The organism is Enterobacter cloacae complex sp. S3, from assembly GCF_014930495.1.
Taxonomy (GTDB): Bacteria; Pseudomonadota; Gammaproteobacteria; order Enterobacterales; family Enterobacteriaceae; genus Enterobacter; species Enterobacter asburiae_B.
On record NZ_JADBRD010000004.1, the window covers coordinates 1 to 16054 of the forward strand.

Annotated in this window: 15 protein-coding genes; all 15 read right to left on the minus strand. The window is 54.1% G+C overall.

Annotated features, from left to right (window positions below; all coding sequences use genetic code 11):
• Window positions 1-182: 182 nt before the first annotated feature.
• Window positions 183-977: a cell division protein CpoB gene (cpoB, locus tag IM317_RS00305; RefSeq protein ID WP_033144955.1), complete on the minus strand. Its 795-nt coding sequence runs from the start codon at window positions 975-977 to the stop codon at window positions 183-185.
• A 9-nt stretch (window positions 978-986) separates the two neighbouring features.
• Window positions 987-1508 carry a peptidoglycan-associated lipoprotein Pal gene (pal, locus tag IM317_RS00310; RefSeq protein ID WP_003858578.1) on the minus strand — a complete coding sequence of 174 codons (522 nt, stop codon included), beginning with the start codon at window positions 1506-1508 and terminating at the stop codon, window positions 987-989.
• Between the two features lie 35 nt (window positions 1509-1543).
• Complete coding sequence (gene tolB / locus IM317_RS00315) at window positions 1544-2836, minus strand: Tol-Pal system beta propeller repeat protein TolB (protein ID WP_008501103.1); 1293 nt, start codon at window positions 2834-2836, stop codon at window positions 1544-1546.
• A gap of 134 nt (window positions 2837-2970) precedes the next feature.
• Window positions 2971-4161 (minus strand): cell envelope integrity protein TolA, encoded by a 1191-nt coding sequence (gene tolA, locus IM317_RS00320; RefSeq protein WP_047061369.1) that lies wholly within the window; start codon window positions 4159-4161, stop codon window positions 2971-2973.
• A 28-nt stretch (window positions 4162-4189) separates the two neighbouring features.
• Window positions 4190-4618 (minus strand): colicin uptake protein TolR, encoded by a 429-nt coding sequence (gene tolR / locus IM317_RS00325; RefSeq protein WP_003858589.1) that lies wholly within the window; start codon window positions 4616-4618, stop codon window positions 4190-4192.
• A gap of 3 nt (window positions 4619-4621) precedes the next feature.
• Window positions 4622-5314, minus strand: a complete 693-nt coding sequence (gene tolQ, locus IM317_RS00330) for a Tol-Pal system protein TolQ (RefSeq protein WP_008501101.1) — start codon at window positions 5312-5314, stop codon at window positions 4622-4624.
• Window positions 5311-5715, minus strand: a complete 405-nt coding sequence (ybgC, locus tag IM317_RS00335) for a tol-pal system-associated acyl-CoA thioesterase (RefSeq protein WP_003858593.1) — start codon at window positions 5713-5715, stop codon at window positions 5311-5313. The genes tolQ and ybgC overlap by 4 nt, the downstream gene beginning before the upstream one ends.
• A gap of 148 nt (window positions 5716-5863) precedes the next feature.
• Window positions 5864-6154, minus strand: a complete 291-nt coding sequence (gene ybgE, locus IM317_RS00340; RefSeq protein WP_014831116.1) for a cyd operon protein YbgE — start codon at window positions 6152-6154, stop codon at window positions 5864-5866.
• Window positions 6154-6267 (minus strand): cytochrome bd-I oxidase subunit CydX, encoded by a 114-nt coding sequence (cydX, locus tag IM317_RS00345; RefSeq protein WP_003858598.1) that lies wholly within the window; start codon window positions 6265-6267, stop codon window positions 6154-6156. Before cydX ends, ybgE begins: the two co-directional genes overlap by 1 nt.
• 14 nt (window positions 6268-6281) lie before the next feature.
• A complete protein-coding gene (gene cydB / locus IM317_RS00350; RefSeq protein WP_033144954.1) occupies window positions 6282-7421 on the minus strand; it encodes a cytochrome d ubiquinol oxidase subunit II in 1140 nt (379 codons plus the stop codon).
• Window positions 7422-7436: 15 nt separating this feature from the next.
• Window positions 7437-9005 carry a cytochrome ubiquinol oxidase subunit I gene (cydA, locus tag IM317_RS00355; protein ID WP_023310795.1) on the minus strand — a complete coding sequence of 523 codons (1569 nt, stop codon included), beginning with the start codon at window positions 9003-9005 and terminating at the stop codon, window positions 7437-7439.
• 732 nt (window positions 9006-9737) lie between these two features.
• Window positions 9738-10607 carry a succinate--CoA ligase subunit alpha gene (gene sucD, locus IM317_RS00360; protein ID WP_008501094.1) on the minus strand — a complete coding sequence of 290 codons (870 nt, stop codon included), beginning with the start codon at window positions 10605-10607 and terminating at the stop codon, window positions 9738-9740.
• Window positions 10607-11773, minus strand: a complete 1167-nt coding sequence (gene sucC, locus IM317_RS00365) for an ADP-forming succinate--CoA ligase subunit beta (protein WP_023310791.1) — start codon at window positions 11771-11773, stop codon at window positions 10607-10609. The genes sucD and sucC overlap by 1 nt, the downstream gene beginning before the upstream one ends.
• 83 nt (window positions 11774-11856) lie before the next feature.
• A complete protein-coding gene (gene odhB / locus IM317_RS00370; RefSeq protein WP_008501093.1) occupies window positions 11857-13077 on the minus strand; it encodes a 2-oxoglutarate dehydrogenase complex dihydrolipoyllysine-residue succinyltransferase in 1221 nt (406 codons plus the stop codon).
• A gap of 14 nt (window positions 13078-13091) precedes the next feature.
• Window positions 13092-15899, minus strand: coding sequence for a 2-oxoglutarate dehydrogenase E1 component (gene sucA, locus IM317_RS00375; protein WP_033144953.1), 2808 nt, complete (start codon window positions 15897-15899; stop codon window positions 13092-13094).
• Window positions 15900-16054 lie beyond the last annotated feature (155 nt).

Here is a 16054-nt window from a genome sequence, read left to right on the forward strand (position 1 = left end):
TACCAACTGAGCTAACGACCCACTTTTACGCTGTTTTCACGTTGTTTGATATCCCGTGGCAACGGCGGCATATATTACTGATTTAAGAATTCAGCGCAACAAAAATTTCGATGAAGATCACTTAACTGCTTACGAATCATGCTGCACGACCAGAAATAACGCGATTTCTGGTCATGCGATAATCATCCCATCGAATTCAGACGTTTTTGCGCCTGCTTAGCACCTTCAGTACCCGGGAATTTGGAGACCACCTGCTGGTAAACCGCTTTGGCTTTCGCAGTGTCGCCTTTGTCCTGCATGATGACGCCCACTTTATACATCGCATCAGGCGCTTTTGGCGATTTCGGGTAATTTTTCACCACTGAGGCAAAATAAAACGCCGCATCGTCCTTTTTACCCTTGTTGTAATTCAGCTGACCGAGCCAGTAATTCGCATTTGGCTGATAAGTGGAATCAGGGTATTTCTTAACAAAGTTCTGAAACGCAGCAAGCGCGTCATCCTGACGAGATTGATCCTGCACCAGGGCAATGGCCGCGTTGTAGTCCGTATTCGCGTCACCGCTCTGTACAGGCGCACCTGTTGAAGCAGAAGCATCCGCAGCCGGAGCTGATGTCGCCGCACCGGTCTGATCGCCCGCGGCTGGCTGTGCTTGTGCTGCTGCACCACCGCTGCTCAGGCTATCCATCTGCAGCAAAATCTGCTTCTGACGTTCCATAACCTGGTTCAACTGATACTGGCTTTCCTGAATCTGGCCGCGGAGAGAGTCAATATCGTTTTGGTTATCAGAAAGTTGTTGCTGGAGTTGGGTTAAAAGCTGGCTGTGAGCGTTAGAAATACGCTCGAGTTGAGTGACCCGGTCTTCTACCGAGCCTGAGCCGACACTACTGATTGGTGCCTGAGCAAAAGCGGCCCAGGGGGCCGCTATTCCAACCAGTAACGACAGACTCAACAGATGATGTCTGAAGTTACTGCTCATGCAATTCTCTTAGTAAACCAGTACGGCACGACGGTTTTTGGAGTAAGCCGCTTCGTCGTGACCCAGTACTGCAGGTTTTTCTTTACCGTAAGAAACGATGGAGATCTGGTCAGCAGAAACGCCTTTACCCTGCAGGTACATTTTAACAGCGTTAGCACGACGTTCACCCAGGGAGATGTTGTACTCTGGAGTACCACGTTCGTCCGCGTGACCTTCTACGGTGACTTTGTAAGATGGGTTGCTACGCAGGAAGTTAGCGTGAGCGTCCAGCATCGCAGCGAAGTCAGAACGGATGTCGTATTTATCCAGATCGAAGTAAACGATGTTGTTCTGCTGCAGCTGCTGCATCTGAAGACGCGCTTGCTCTTCAGAAGACATGTTGCCATTGCCGTTCGCGTCCATACCGGTGCCGGCACCCATCATGCCTTCGCCGCTCTGGTCATTGCTGGCGTTCTTGTTAGAAGAACACGCTGCGATTGCCATTACAGGCAGAGCGATCATCAGCCCCTTCAGCACTTTGTTCAGTTGCATTTCTATGATTCCTTTAGTAATCAATTAATTATTATTTACAGATACGGCGACCAGGCAGGTGATTTTACCTGTCCATCAGTTGCCGGAATACGCGCTTTGAAACGCCCATCTGTAGAAACCAGATTCAGCACAGATCCCATCCCCTGAGAAGAGCTGTAGATTACCATCGTGCCGTTAGGTGCCAGACTCGGCGTTTCATCCAGGAACGTTGACGACAGAACTTGAACGCCACCCGCTACCAGATCCTGTTTGGCAATGTGCTGCTGCCCACCGTTGGAGCTCACCATTACCATAAATTTACCGTCGCTGCTCACGTCTGAGTTCTGGTTCTGCGAACCTTCCCAGGTAATACGCTGCGGAGCACCGCCGTTGATGTTGACTTTATAGATTTGTGGACGGCCAGCCTGGTCAGAAGTAAACGCCAGGTTTTGACTATCCGGGAACCATGAAGGTTCAGTGTTGTTGCTGCGACCGTCGGTCACCTGACGGATCTGGCCAGAGCCAATGTCCATCACGTACAGGTTCAGGCTACCGGTTTTTGACAGCGCAAACGCCAGTTTAGACCCGTCCGGAGAGAAGGAAGGTGCACCGTTGTGACGTGGGAAAGACGCCACCTGACGAACAGCTCCGTTTGCCAGCGTCTGGATAACCAGCGCTGAACGGCCGCTTTCGAAGGTTACATAGGCCAGTTTAGAACCGTCCGGAGACCAGGCTGGAGACATCAGCGGCTGAGAAGAACGTTTCACCAGGAACTGGTTGTAGCCGTCGTAGTCAGATACGCGCAGCTCATACGGGAACTGACCACCGTTGGTCTGCACCACATAAGCAATACGGGTACGGAACGCCCCTTTAATGCCGGTCAGTTTTTCAAATACCGCATCGCTGGCAGCGTGTGCCGCGTAGCGCAGGTACTGCTTAGTGACCTTGTAAGAGTTCTGTGCCAGAACGGTACCCGGTGCACCGCCGGTATCCACCAGCTGCCAGGCCACGTTGTAAGAGCCGTCCGGGTTAGGCGTAACCTGACCCACAACCACGGCATCAATACCCAGTGCAGACCATGCTGCAGGCTGTACTTCCTGCGCGCTGCCCGGCTGCTGAGGCAGACGAGAACGATCTAACGGGTTGAATTTACCGCTGTTACGCAGGTCAGCCGCCACGATGCCACCGGCATCTTCAGGTGCAGCGCCAGGACCGGCCCACTGGAACGGAACAACACCGATTGGGCGTGCCGAGTCCACCCCCTGGGTGATCTCGATACGTACTTCTGCGTGCAGTACTGCTGCCCACAGCATTAAAAAACTAAATGCTACACGTAATGCCTGCTTCATCATATCTCCCTTATCCGGGTAACCTTACCCACGATAATTTAGCAGAATGTTAACAAACTCAAATAGACAAAACTACCAGAACCCTGTGACTAAACCTGGTCTATTTTTCCCCGTTTGCACGGGGAAAATGTAACTTAAGGTTTGAAGTCCAGCGGCGCATTTTTGAAGACTTCGTAAACTGCCTGAGACGGCGGTTTAGGCATCTTCGCCTGACGCGCTGCAGCCAGGGCCGCAGTACATAAAGCCGGGTCGCCACCTTCAGACTTGATATCCAGCAGCATGCCGTCCGGAGCCAGTTTTATACGCAACGTACACGTTTTACCGGTATAGGAAGACGCATCATAGAATCGGCTTTCAATAGCGGATTTAATCTGCGCGGCATAACCGTTGATTTCAGCCCCTGTCGCACCGTTACTCTTAGTGTTACCACTTCCCGTCGGCGCTGCGTTGTTTCCTTTCGCCCCACCGCCAGTTTTCGGTGCATTCTTACCGGAGCTTAAATCGCCCAGCAGATCGTCAACCCCTGCGGCAGCAGCGGCTTTTTCAGCAGCCGCGGCCTTTTTGGCCGCCGCTTTATCAGCAGCAGCTTTCTTATCGGCAGCGGCCTTCTCAGCTGCAGCTTTCTTATCGGCGGCAGCCTTCTCAGCTGCAGCTTTTTTATCGGCAGCGGCTTTTTCAGCGGCGGCAGCTTTTTCTGCAGCCGCTTTCTCAGCAGCAGCCGCTTTCTTCGCGGCCTCGGCAGCAGCTTTCTTCTCTGCTTCCTGAGCGGCTTTTTTCGCGGCTTCCGCTTCAGCTTTCTTCTGAGCATCGGCAGCGGCTTTCTTCGCCGCTTCTGCCGCTAATTTTGCCTGGGCATCAGCCTGTGCTTTCGCGTCCGCTGCGGCTTTTGCTGCCGCCTCTTCCGCCTGCTTTTGCTGTTCCTGTGCTTTCTTCGCGGCCTCTTCGGCTTGCTTCTGCTGTTCCGCCTGCTCTTTCGCAGCTTCCTGCGCCTGCAAACGCTCTTTCTCAAGCTGCTTCAGACGCTCCTGCTCTGCGGCCTGCTTTTCACGCAGTTCTTCCGCCTGCTGTTGCGACTGTTTTTCACGCTGCTCTTCAGCCCGTTTGGCACTCGCCTTCTGCTGCTGTTCGCGATTATAGTTCTGTACTACCGCACCGGGATCCACCATCACGGCGTCAATGGAAGACCCTCCACCGCCGCCGGCTGATGCATCAATATGCTCGTCGAACGAACTCCAGATCAGCGCTGCAAAGAGAATCACGTGCAGCACTGCGGAGACGATTATCGCTCGCTTAAGCTTGTCGTTCTGTTCGGTTGCCTTTGACACTATCGGTTCCCAAAAACTACGCGGATGATCAAATAGGTTGGGTCATTAAGCCAACTGACTTAACACCCGCACTATGTAGCAAGTTCAGCGCTTTAATAATTTCATCGTAGGGTACGTCTTTCGCGCCACCGATTAAGAAGACCGTTTTCGGATTTGACTCCAGACGACGCTGCGCTTCAGCAATAACCTGCTCAGGCGGCAGCTGATCCATACGATCTTTCTCTACCACGACGCTGTATTGCCCTACGCCGGAAACCTCAATGATAACCGGAGGATCGTCATTGGTGCTCACCGCCTGTGATTCTGTCGCATCCGGCAGATCCACTTCCACGCTCTGGGTAATGATTGGCGCTGTCGCCATGAAGATCAGCAGCAGTACCAGCAGGACGTCCAGCAGTGGAACGATATTGATTTCGGACTTGAGCTCGCGACGACCTCGTCCACGCGATCTGGCCATGGTTTACCCCTTGTTGCTCTCGGTGCTGGTAAACGCCTGACGGTGCAGAATCGCAGTGAACTCTTCCATAAAGTTGTCGTAGTTCAGTTCCAGTTTGTTCACGCGCTGGTTCAGACGGTTGTAAGCCATAACCGCAGGAATTGCCGCAAACAGACCGATAGCGGTCGCAATCAGTGCTTCAGCGATACCCGGTGCAACCATCTGCAACGTCGCCTGCTTCACCGCGCCCAGCGCGATAAAGGCGTGCATGATCCCCCACACGGTACCAAACAGGCCGATATACGGGCTGATGGAACCGACAGTGCCGAGGAATGGAATATGCGTTTCGAGATTTTCCAGCTCACGGTTCATAGAGATACGCATCGCACGCGAGGCACCTTCTACAACCGCTTCCGGCGCATGATTGTTTGCACGATGCAGACGAGCAAACTCTTTGAAACCGCTATAAAAAATTTGCTCGGAGCCTGTAAGGTTTTCACGGCGTCCCTGGCTTTCCTGATACAGACGAGAAAGCTCAATACCCGACCAGAACTTATCTTCAAACGCTTCAGCTTCACGGCCAGCGGCATTGAGGATACGCGTCCTCTGGATGATGATGGCCCAGGATGCGATTGAAAAACCAATCAAAATCAACATGATAAGTTTAACCAGAAGGCTTGCCTTCAGGAACAAATCAAGGATATTCATGTCAGTCACTGCTTAAACTCCGCGACAATAGACTTAGGAAGCGCACGAGGCTTCATTATGGTTGGATCAACACAAACAATCAGCACTTCAGCTGAGTTCAGTACGGTATTCTCTGCGTTGACTATCCGCTGCGTGAAAACCAGTGAGGTCCCGCGCATTGATGTAATTTCAGTTTGGACTTCGAGCATATCGTCGAGTCTGGCAGGCGCAAAATACTCAAGCGTCATCTTGCGTACCACGAAGGCAACTCGCTCAGCCAACAGCACCTGTTGACTAAAGTGATGATGGCGCAGCATCTCTGTGCGTGCCCGTTCATAAAAAGCAACGTAGCTGGCGTGGTAAACCACACCACCGGCATCGGTATCTTCGTAATAGACACGAACCGGCCATCGAAACAGCGTTGTATTCACTTTACATCCCGGTAATGCAACAAAAGTTAATGCTTTTAAACTTCGCTACTATACGCGCGGGAAAGAGGGTTGGGAATGGGAGAAAGTAAACGGAGAGTAAATTTTTATGGGCTCGGGTAAGCCCATAACGTTAACGGACATTTCTTATTCAGAAGAAGAAGAAAATCAAACCGGCGAGAAGCACCAGATCGGCAATCAGCGGGCAAAAAATTCCCTGCCAGTGAATGGCTTTCGGACGAAAGCCGACGCCGTGGATCACACCTGCACAGACCGCCCACATAATGAGAAAGCCGTGCCAGATTTCAAGCTCGCTGGTTTTCGCTGCAAAGCGCGAAGGGTCCCAGAAGATACAACCTGCCAGCAGTAATGCCATCACTAAAGAAAGCGCCCGTAACGGGCGCTTGTCCATTACCGCGTAAAGCGTCGCGATAATATTCATCAGTGTTTTTCTTCACCCGCTTTGGTCGCTTCGACGTGTTCAAGCGCCAGGGCAGTGATGACACCAAATGCACAGGCAAGAAGCGTCCCTAAAATCCATGCGAAATACCACATATTCAGCTCCTTACTTAGTACATAGAGTGGGTGTTGCTTTCGATATGTTCTTTAGTGATGCGACCGAACATTTTCCAGTAACACCAGGTGGTGTAGAGCAGGATAATCGGTACGAATACGCAAGCAACATACGTCATCAGGTTCAGCGTCAGCTGGCTGGACGTTGCGTCCCACATGGTCAGGCTAGCATTCAGCATGGTGCTGGATGGCATGACGAATGGGAACATCGCAATACCCGCCGTCAGGATGATGCACGCCAGGGTCAGCGAAGAGAACACGAACGCCAGCGCGCCTTTCTCCAGACGAGACGTCAACACGGTCAGCAGCGGCAGCAATACGCCCAGAGCCGGGATCACCCACAGCGCAGGGGTGTTATTGAAGTTCACCAGCCAGGCGCCAGCCTGACGCGCCACTTCTTTGGTCAGCGGGTTAGACGGTGCCGAGTGGTTAATTGCAGAGGTCACCACATAACCATCAATGCCGTACACCACCCACACACCGGCCAGTGCGAAGCAGACCAGCGTGACCAGCGCAGCGACCTGAGCCGTCGCGCGAGAACGCAGGTGCAGTTCACCAACCGTACGCATCTGCAGATAGGTTGCGCCCTGAGTGATGATCATCGCCACGCTCACCACGCCGGCCAGCAGGCCAAACGGATTCAGCAGCTGGAAGAAGTTACCGGTGTAGTAAAGACGCATGTATTCGTCCAGGTGGAACGGTACGCCCTGAAGCAGGTTACCGAACGCCACGCCGATCACCAGCGGTGGAACGAAGCTACCGATAAAGATGCCCCAGTCCCACATGTTGCGCCAGCGGGTGTCTTCAATCTTGGAACGGTAGTCGAAACCAACCGGACGGAAGAATAAAGAGGCCAGCACCAGAATCATCGCCACGTAGAAGCCGGAGAACGCAGCCGCGTAGACCATCGGCCAGGCAGCGAACAGCGCGCCGCCAGCGGTGATCAGCCACACCTGGTTACCGTCCCAGTGAGGGGCGATGGAGTTGATCATGATTCGACGCTCGGTGTCATTACGACCGAGGAAACGGGTGAGCATCCCCACCCCCATGTCGAAACCATCCGTGACGGCAAAACCGATCAGCAGAACGCCAACCAGCAGCCACCAGATAAAACGCAATACTTCATAATCGATCATTTGATGACTCCTGTCTTAGCGTGCCGGCTGAGTAGTCGCAGTGGACTGCTCGTAGTGATAGCGACCGGTTTTCAGGCTGCTTGGGCCAAGGCGCGCGAACTTGAACATCAGGAACAGTTCAGCCACCAGGAACAGGGTGTACAGACCACAAATCAGCAGCATGGAGAAGATCAGGTCGCCCGCTGTCAGGGACGAGTTCGCTACCGCCGTTGGCAGTACCTCACCAATCGCCCATGGCTGACGGCCGTACTCTGCAACAAACCAGCCGGATTCGATCGCGATCCACGGCAGTGGAATACCGTACAGCGCGGTGCGCAGCAGCCATTTTTTCTCGCCGATGCGGTTACGAATCACGGACCAGAAGGACGCCGCAATGATCAGCAGCATGATGATGCCGCAGCCCACCATGATACGGAATGCGAAGTACAGTGGCGCAACGCGTGGAATCGAGTCTTTGGTTGCCATCTGGATCTGCGCTTCTGTCGCATCAGAAACGTTCGGGGTATAACGCTTCAGCAGCAAACCGTAACCCAGATCTTTCTTCACGTTGTTGAACTGGTCGCGAACGGCCTGGTCGGTAGAACCGGCACGCAGCTGTTCCAGCAGCGAGTAGGCTTTCATACCGTTACGGATACGCTCTTCGTGCTGAACCATCAGCTCTTTCAGACCGGTCACCTGCTTATCAACAGAACGGGTGGCGATGATACCCAGCGCATAAGGGATCTGAATGGCGAAGCGGTTTTCCTGCGCGTCCTGATCCGGAATACCGAACAGCGTAAAGGCAGCAGGCGCCGGTTGGGTTTCCCATTCGGCTTCGATGGCGGCCAGTTTGGTTTTCTGCACGTCACCCATTTCGTAACCGGATTCATCACCCAGAACGATAACAGAGAGGATTGCAGCCATACCGAAGCTTGCAGCGATAGCAAAGGAGCGCTTAGCAAAGGCGAAGTCACGACCGCGCAGCATGTAGTAAGAGCTGATGCCCAGTACAAACATCGCGCCGCACACGTAGCCAGAGGCGACGGTGTGAACGAATTTAACCTGCGCAACCGGGTTCAGGACCAGCTCGGCAAAGCTGACCATCTCCATACGCATGGTTTCGAAGTTGAAATCAGACGCGATAGGGTTCTGCATCCAGCCGTTCGCCACCAGAATCCACAGCGCGGACAGGTTCGAACCTAATGCCACCAGCCAGGTCACCGCCATATGCTGGACTTTACCCAGACGGTCCCAGCCGAAGAAGAACAGACCTACAAAGGTGGATTCGAGGAAGAATGCCATCAGACCTTCAATGGCCAGCGGCGCACCGAAGATATCCCCTACATAGTGGGAATAGTAAGACCAGTTAGTCCCGAACTGGAACTCCATGGTCAAACCGGTTGCCACGCCCAGCGCGAAGTTGATACCAAACAACTTGCCCCAGAACTTGGTCATATCTTTATAAATCTGTTTGCCGGAGAGAACGTATACCGTTTCCATAATGGCCAGCAGGAACGCCATACCGAGCGTCAGTGGCACAAACAGGAAGTGGTACATCGCGGTCAAGGCAAACTGTAAGCGCGACAGTTCGACTATATCTAACATCATGACTCCTTGCTCATCGCATGAAGACTCCGAGAGTGAACCCCGTCAGAGAGAGATCCACACGCATGCCCCAATACAAATTATTCGCACCCTTGTCGTCGTTATTACCCTGAAGGAGGATAAAAACGATGACGTGAGGTTACAAATACGTTAATAAAAAACTCAAATTGATCCCGCAAATATAATACGCTGCAAAACCCTTACAATAAACAGGTTTTTATTGAATCACATTTACGTTTTTCGACGGCGATCAATTTATAGCAAAATTACCACTTTTCGGCCATTTTGATCGGGGACAATTTACCGCCTTTTGATGGGTTTTTCCAAGGATTAAACATTGATTTAAATCAAAAACAATCCGTTGTGTTAAATGTGTTTTGATGCGGTGAACATAGTAAAAACCATGTTAAAGATATGTATATAAAATACAATTAAGGTTATCAAGTCGATTGATGAATATAAACAGAAGTGATTTTTATTAACTCAGAAGCCCGAATGCCTAATTTATTCAGGACATAAATTTTAGTGCGTTTTTCGTTTTTTTCCATCCGCTCTCTTTAAGGTAAATAAATAACAATTATTTTACTTTTACCCCCCTCTCTAATTAACACCATTTAGTGACTATTGCATGACACCCGGCAGGCAATAAAAAAGGCCGCTTTACAGCGGCCAACCATGTCGAAACGGACATTTTTATACTTCAACGCCCCCCTTTCGGGGAGCAGAGAGGACTTACTTAATGATGGATTTCAGTGCTTCGCCGATATCCGCCAGGCTGCGAACGGTTTTCACGCCTGCGGCTTCCAGCGCTGCGAATTTCTCATCAGCCGTACCCTTACCACCGGCGATGATCGCGCCTGCGTGACCCATACGCTTGCCTTTCGGCGCGGTCACGCCCGCGATGTAACCGACAACTGGCTTGGTCACGTGTTCTTTGATGTAAGCAGCGGCTTCTTCTTCCGCGCTACCACCGATCTCACCGATCATCACGATCGCTTCGGTCTGTGGATCTTCCTGGAACAGCTTCAGGATGTCGATGAAGTTAGAGCCCGGGATCGGGTCACCGCCGATGCCCACGCAGGTGGACTGGCCGAAGCCGTAATCGGTGGTCTGCTTCACAGCTTCATAGGTCAGCGTACCGGAACGGGACACGATGCCCACTTTACCCGGCTTGTGAATGTGGCCCGGCATGATGCCGATTTTGCATTCGCCCGGGGTGATAACGCCAGGGCAGTTCGGGCCGATCATGCGCACGCCTGCTTCATCCAGCTTCACCTTCACGGTCAGCATATCCAGCGTCGGGATGCCTTCAGTGATGGTGATGATCAGCTTGATGCCTGCGTCGATCGCTTCCAGAATGGAGTCTTTGCAGAACGGTGCCGGAACGTAGATCACGGTCGCGGTTGCGCCCGTCGCTTCGACGGCTTCACGCACGGTGTTGAATACCGGCAGGCCCAGATGCGTGGTGCCGCCTTTACCTGGCGTTACGCCGCCAACCATCTGCGTGCCGTAGGCAATCGCCTGTTCGGAGTGGAAAGTCCCCTGGCTACCGGTGAAGCCCTGGCAGATAACCTTGGTATCTTTATTAATTAAAACTGACATTATTTCCCCTCCACTGCGGCAACAACCTGCTGAGCTGCATCCGTCAGACTTTTCGCTGCAATAATATTCAGGCCGCTGTCAGCCAGTTTTTTCGCGCCGAGTTCAGCGTTGTTACCTTCCAGACGCACAACCACCGGAACGTTCACGCCCACTTCTTCTACCGCACCGATGATACCGTCGGCGATCAGGTCGCAACGAACGATGCCGCCGAAGATGTTAACCAGAACGGCCTTCACGTTGTCGTCAGAGAGAATGATTTTGAACGCTTCGGTTACGCGCTCTTTGGTTGCGCCACCGCCTACGTCGAGGAAGTTTGCTGGCTCACCGCCGTGCAGCTTAACGATGTCCATGGTGCCCATTGCCAGGCCCGCACCGTTAACCATGCAGCCGATGTTGCCGTCCAGCGCCACGTAGTTCAGCTCCCACTGTGCAGCCTGCGCTTCACGCGGATCTTCCTGAGACTGATCGCGCATTTCACGCAGATCGGACTGGCGGAACAGCGCGTTGCCGTCAGCGCCCAGCTTGCCGTCGAGGCAGATCAGGTCGCCCTGGGTGGTGATCACCAGCGGGTTGATCTCGATCAGCGCCAGGTCGCGCTCCAGGAAGATGTTCGCCAGACCCATGAAGATCTTGGTGAACTGCTGAACCAGCTTGCCTTCCAGGCCCAGTTTGAACGCCAACTCGCGACCCTGGTAAGGCATTGGACCTGCCAGCGGATCGATTGCCACTTTGTGGATCAGGTGCGGGGTCTCTTCCGCCACTTTTTCGATTTCCACGCCGCCTTCGGTAGACGCCATGAACACCACGCGACGGGAGCTACGGTCAACAACCGCGCCCAGGTACAGTTCTTTCGCGATATCGGTCGCCGCTTCAACCAGGATCTGGTTAACCGGCTGGCCGTTCGCATCTGTCTGGTACGTTACCAGACGCTTGCCGAGCCAATGTTCAGCAAACGCACGAATCTCTTCTTTGCTCTTAACAACCTTCACACCGCCCGCTTTACCACGGCCACCAGCGTGAACCTGACACTTAACTACCCAAGGGCCGGAACCGATTTTAGATGCGGCTTCTTCTGCTTCACGCGGGGTAGTACAGGCATAACCCACCGGAGCCGGTAAGCCATACCGGGCAAACAGCTGTTTGGCCTGATATTCATGTAAGTTCATGTGTTCTATCCATCCTTCAGGTAATCGTTAGGTCGTGCTTTTATTGGCCCGGCAGCCATACGCCGCCGGGCAAGACTGCAAAACTAGACGTCCAGCAGCAGACGGGTTGGATCTTCCAGCAGCTCTTTAATCGCGACCAGGAAGCCCACGGATTCGCGGCCGTCGATCAGGCGGTGATCGTAAGAGAGCGCCAGGTACATCATCGGCAAGATCTCAACTTTACCGTCTACCGCCATCGGGCGATCTTTAATGGCATGCATACCCAGGATCGCGCTCTGCGGCGGGTTAATGATCGGGGTAGACATCAGCGAGCCGAATACGCCGCCGTTGGTAATGGTGAAGTTACCGCCGGTCAGGTCGTCTACGGTCAGCTTGCCGTCGCGGCCTTTTACAGCCAGCTCTTTAATGTTTTTCTCGATGTCAGCCATACCCAGGGTATCTACATCACGCAGAACCGGGGTGACCAGGCCGCGTGGAGTAGAAACCGCCATGCTGACGTCGAAATAGTTGTGGTAAACCACGTCATCGCCATCGATAGACGCGTTCACTTCCGGGTAGCGTTTCAGCGCTTCAACTACCGCCTTAACGTAGAAGGACATAAAGCCCAGACGGATACCGTGACGTTTTTCAAACGCGTCACCGTACTGCTTGCGCAGGTCCATGATTGGCTTCATGTTCACTTCGTTGAAGGTGGTCAGCATCGCGGTGGAGTTTTTCGCTTCCAGCAGACGCTCGGCCACGCGCTTGCGCAGGCGAGTCATTGGCACGCGTTTTTCGCTGCGGGCACCCAGAGCAGGCTGTGCTGCTGGTGCTGCCGCAGGGGCTTTCGCTTCTGCCTGAGCTGGCGCTTTCGCCAGGTGTTTGTCGATGTCTTCGCGGGTCAGACGACCGCCCACACCGGTGCCTTTGATGGCTGCCGGGTCAAGGCTGTGTTCAGCCAGCAGGCGACGGATCGCCGGGCTGAGGGCGTCGTTAGACTGTTCTTCCAGAGAAGCCTGCTGGCGCTGAGCCGGCGTAGAGGCTTTCTCTTCAGATTTCGCGCTGGACTCTTTGCCCGCGCTGTTGCCTTCACGCAGGCGACCCAGGATCTGACGAGAGGTTACGGTGGTACCTTCATCTTCCAGCACCGCGTCCAGAACGCCATCCGCCGAAGCCGGTACTTCCAGTACCACTTTGTCAGTTTCGATTTCTACCAGCACTTCATCGCGCTTAACGGCATCGCCTGGTTTTTTGTGCCAGGTAGCGACGGTCGCATCTGCTACGGATTCAGGCAGGTCGGGAACAAGAATATCTACGCTACTCATTTTGTATCCTTTAATTAATCGACGTTCAGCGCGTCATTGACCAGATCTTGTTGCTGCTTCTGGTGAACGGACATATACCCTACCGCCGGAGAGGCGGAGGCCGGGCGACCTGCATAACGCAGGGCTGACCCAAATGGAATCACTTCACGGAAATGATGCTGGCTGCAGTACCATGCGCCCTGGTTGAGCGGCTCTTCCTGGCACCAGACAAAATCATGTACGTGAGCATATTGTTTCAGCACTTCCTGCATCGCCTGATGCGGGAACGGATAAAGCTGTTCGATACGCACGATGGCGACATCTTTCTGATCGTTCTTGCGGCGCTGTTCCAGCAGGTCGTAATAAACCTTACCAGAACACATCACCACGCGCTTCACGCCCTGCGGATCCAGCTCGTCAATTTCACCGATGGCTGGCAGGAAGGTTCCGTTCGCCAGTTCTTCCAGGCTCGACACCGCCAGCGGGTGACGCAGCAGGGATTTCGGCGACATCACCACCAGCGGACGGCGCATACCGCGCAGCGCCTGACGACGCAGCATGTGGTAGACCTGAGCCGGGGTGGACGGCACGCAGACCTGCATATTCTGCTCGGCGCAGAGCTGCAGATAACGTTCCAGACGCGCGGAGGAGTGCTCCGGACCCTGACCTTCATAACCGTGCGGCAGCAGCATTACCAGGCCACACATACGGCCCCACTTCTGCTCGCCGGAGGAGATGAACTGGTCGATAACCACCTGCGCACCGTTGGCGAAGTCACCGAACTGCGCTTCCCAGATGGTCAGGGTGCGTGGTTCAGCGGTGGCATAACCGTATTCGAAGGCCAGAACCGCTTCTTCAGACAGCACGGAGTCCCAGACCTTGAACTGGCCCTGACCGTTGTGCACGTGCTGCAGCGGGGTGTAGGTTGAACCGTTGGACTGGTTGTGAACAACCGCGTGACGGTGGAAGAAGGTCCCACGGCCCGCATCTTCACCGGACAGACGAACAGGAATGCCTTCGTCAACCAGCGTTGCGTAAGCCAGCGTTTCCGCGCCGCCCCAGTCGAACAGCTTCTCGCCTGCCGCCATGGACTGACGGTCAGCGTAAATTTTCGCCACGCGAGACTGCATCTCGATAGCGTCCGGTACGGTGCTGATGCGTTTAGCCAGCTCCTGCAGGCGCTTCATCTCAACCTTGTTCGGGTAGCTCTCATCCCACTCGTGGTTGAGGTACGGCGACCAGGTAAAGGAGTGCATGTTCATCGGGCGCAGCTCTTTGACCACGCATTCACCCGCATCCAGCGCGTCGCGGTAGAGGTTGACCATTTCGGTCGCATCTTCCAGCGTCGTCACTTTGTCGCTCTCCAGCTTGTCAGCATAGATTTTGCGCGGGGTCGGGTGTTTTTTGATTTTCTGATACATCAACGGCTGGGTTGCACTTGGCTCGTCCGCTTCGTTGTGGCCGTGACGGCGGTAGCAGAAAAGGTCAATGAACACATCGCGTTTAAAGGTATTACGGAAGTCCAGCGCCAGACGGGTAACGAAAGCAACGGCTTCCGGGTCATCCGCGTTAACGTGGAAGATTGGCGCCTGCACCATCTTACCGATGTCGGTGCAGTACGGGGTAGAACGCGCGTCCAGCGGGTTAGAGGTGGTGAAGCCCACCTGGTTGTTGATCACGATGCGAACGGTACCGCCCACTTCATAACCACGCGCTTTCGACATGTTCAGGGTTTCCTGAACCACGCCCTGCCCTGTTACCGCCGCATCGCCGTGGATGGTAATTGGCAGAACTTTATTGCTGCTCGGCTCGTCCAGACGATCCAGACGCGCACGCACGGAACCGATAACCACCGGGCTAACGATTTCCAGGTGTGACGGGTTAAACGCCAGCGCCAGGTGAACCAGACCGCCTTCGGTTTCGATATCCGACGAGAAGCCCATGTGGTACTTCACGTCGCCGGTGCCGAGGTGTTCTTTATGTTTGCCCGCGAACTCGTCGAACAGGTCCTGCGGTTTTTTACCCAGCACGTTGACCAGCACGTTCAGACGACCACGGTGCGCCATGCCCAGTACCACTTCACGGGTGCCGCTCTTGCCTGCGTGACGAATCAGCTCTTTCAGCATCGGCACCAGCGCGTCGCCGCCTTCCAGCGAGAAGCGTTTTGCGCCCGGGAATTTCGCGCCCAGATAGCGCTCAAGCCCTTCCGCTGCGGTCAGTTCGTTCAGGAAGCGTTTTTTCTCGTCAGCCGAGAAGGTCGCGTGGCCCGCTACGGATTCGATGCGCTGCTGGATCCAGCGTTTCTCTTCGGTAGAGGTAATGTGCATGTATTCCGCGCCGATGGAGCCGCAGTAGGTTTGCTTGAGCGCGTCAATCAGATCGCCCAGCTTCATCGTGTCTTTGCCGATGGCAAAGGAACCTACGTTAAAGCTTTCCTGGAAATCGGCCTCGGTCAGATCGTGATACGCCGGATCGAGATCGGCCACACGGTCTTGCTGCCACAGTCCCAGCGGATCGAGATTCGCATGCTGGTGACCGCGGAAGCGATAAGCGTTGATAAGCTGCAGGACTTTAACCTGCTTCGCATTGGTGTCAGGGTCGGAAATCGCAGAAGAGTAACGTGAGGCATCCTTCGCCAGACGACGGAAATAATCACGTGTTTTGGAATGGAATTGATCCGGTTTGACCCCTGTGCCAGGCAACTGCTGGAACATGGAACGCCAGTTTGCGTCCACTGAGTCAGGATCGGTTAAGAAGTCTTCATAGAGCTGTTCAATCCAGCTCTGGTTCGCACCAGAAAGGAAAGAAGAGTCCAGCCAGGCTTTCATTGCGCCGTTCTGCATCGTGATCCCTTAAGCATTTTTATGCTTACTTTCGCCGTAGAAACTACCACGCACACCACGTGTACGTGCCGGGGTTCACCTGCGAGCTCTTTGTGGCCCGCGAAGGAACCTTTAGAAACTGTCTAAGGGTCTTTACCCTCACCCCTACCCTCTCC

What these genes read in the sequence shown, in the direction of transcription:
- cpoB (WP_033144955.1), bottom strand. Translation starts at nt 977, where the DNA reads ATGAGCAGTAACTTCAGACATCATCTGTTGAGTCTGTCGTTACTGGTT.
- pal (WP_003858578.1), bottom strand. Translation starts at nt 1,508, where the DNA reads ATGCAACTGAACAAAGTGCTGAAGGGGCTGATGATCGCTCTGCCTGTA.
- tolB (WP_008501103.1), bottom strand. Translation starts at nt 2,836, where the DNA reads ATGAAGCAGGCATTACGTGTAGCATTTAGTTTTTTAATGCTGTGGGCA.
- tolR (WP_003858589.1), bottom strand. Translation starts at nt 4,618, where the DNA reads ATGGCCAGATCGCGTGGACGAGGTCGTCGCGAGCTCAAGTCCGAAATC.
- ybgE (WP_014831116.1), bottom strand. Translation starts at nt 6,154, where the DNA reads ATGAATATTATCGCGACGCTTTACGCGGTAATGGACAAGCGCCCGTTA.
- cydX (WP_003858598.1), bottom strand. Translation starts at nt 6,267, where the DNA reads ATGTGGTATTTCGCATGGATTTTAGGGACGCTTCTTGCCTGTGCATTT.
- cydB (WP_033144954.1), bottom strand. Translation starts at nt 7,421, where the DNA reads ATGATCGATTATGAAGTATTGCGTTTTATCTGGTGGCTGCTGGTTGGC.
- cydA (WP_023310795.1), bottom strand. Translation starts at nt 9,005, where the DNA reads ATGTTAGATATAGTCGAACTGTCGCGCTTACAGTTTGCCTTGACCGCG.
- sucD (WP_008501094.1), bottom strand. Translation starts at nt 10,607, where the DNA reads ATGTCAGTTTTAATTAATAAAGATACCAAGGTTATCTGCCAGGGCTTC.
- sucC (WP_023310791.1), bottom strand. Translation starts at nt 11,773, where the DNA reads ATGAACTTACATGAATATCAGGCCAAACAGCTGTTTGCCCGGTATGGC.
- odhB (WP_008501093.1), bottom strand. Translation starts at nt 13,077, where the DNA reads ATGAGTAGCGTAGATATTCTTGTTCCCGACCTGCCTGAATCCGTAGCA.
- sucA (WP_033144953.1), bottom strand. Translation starts at nt 15,899, where the DNA reads ATGCAGAACGGCGCAATGAAAGCCTGGCTGGACTCTTCTTTCCTTTCT.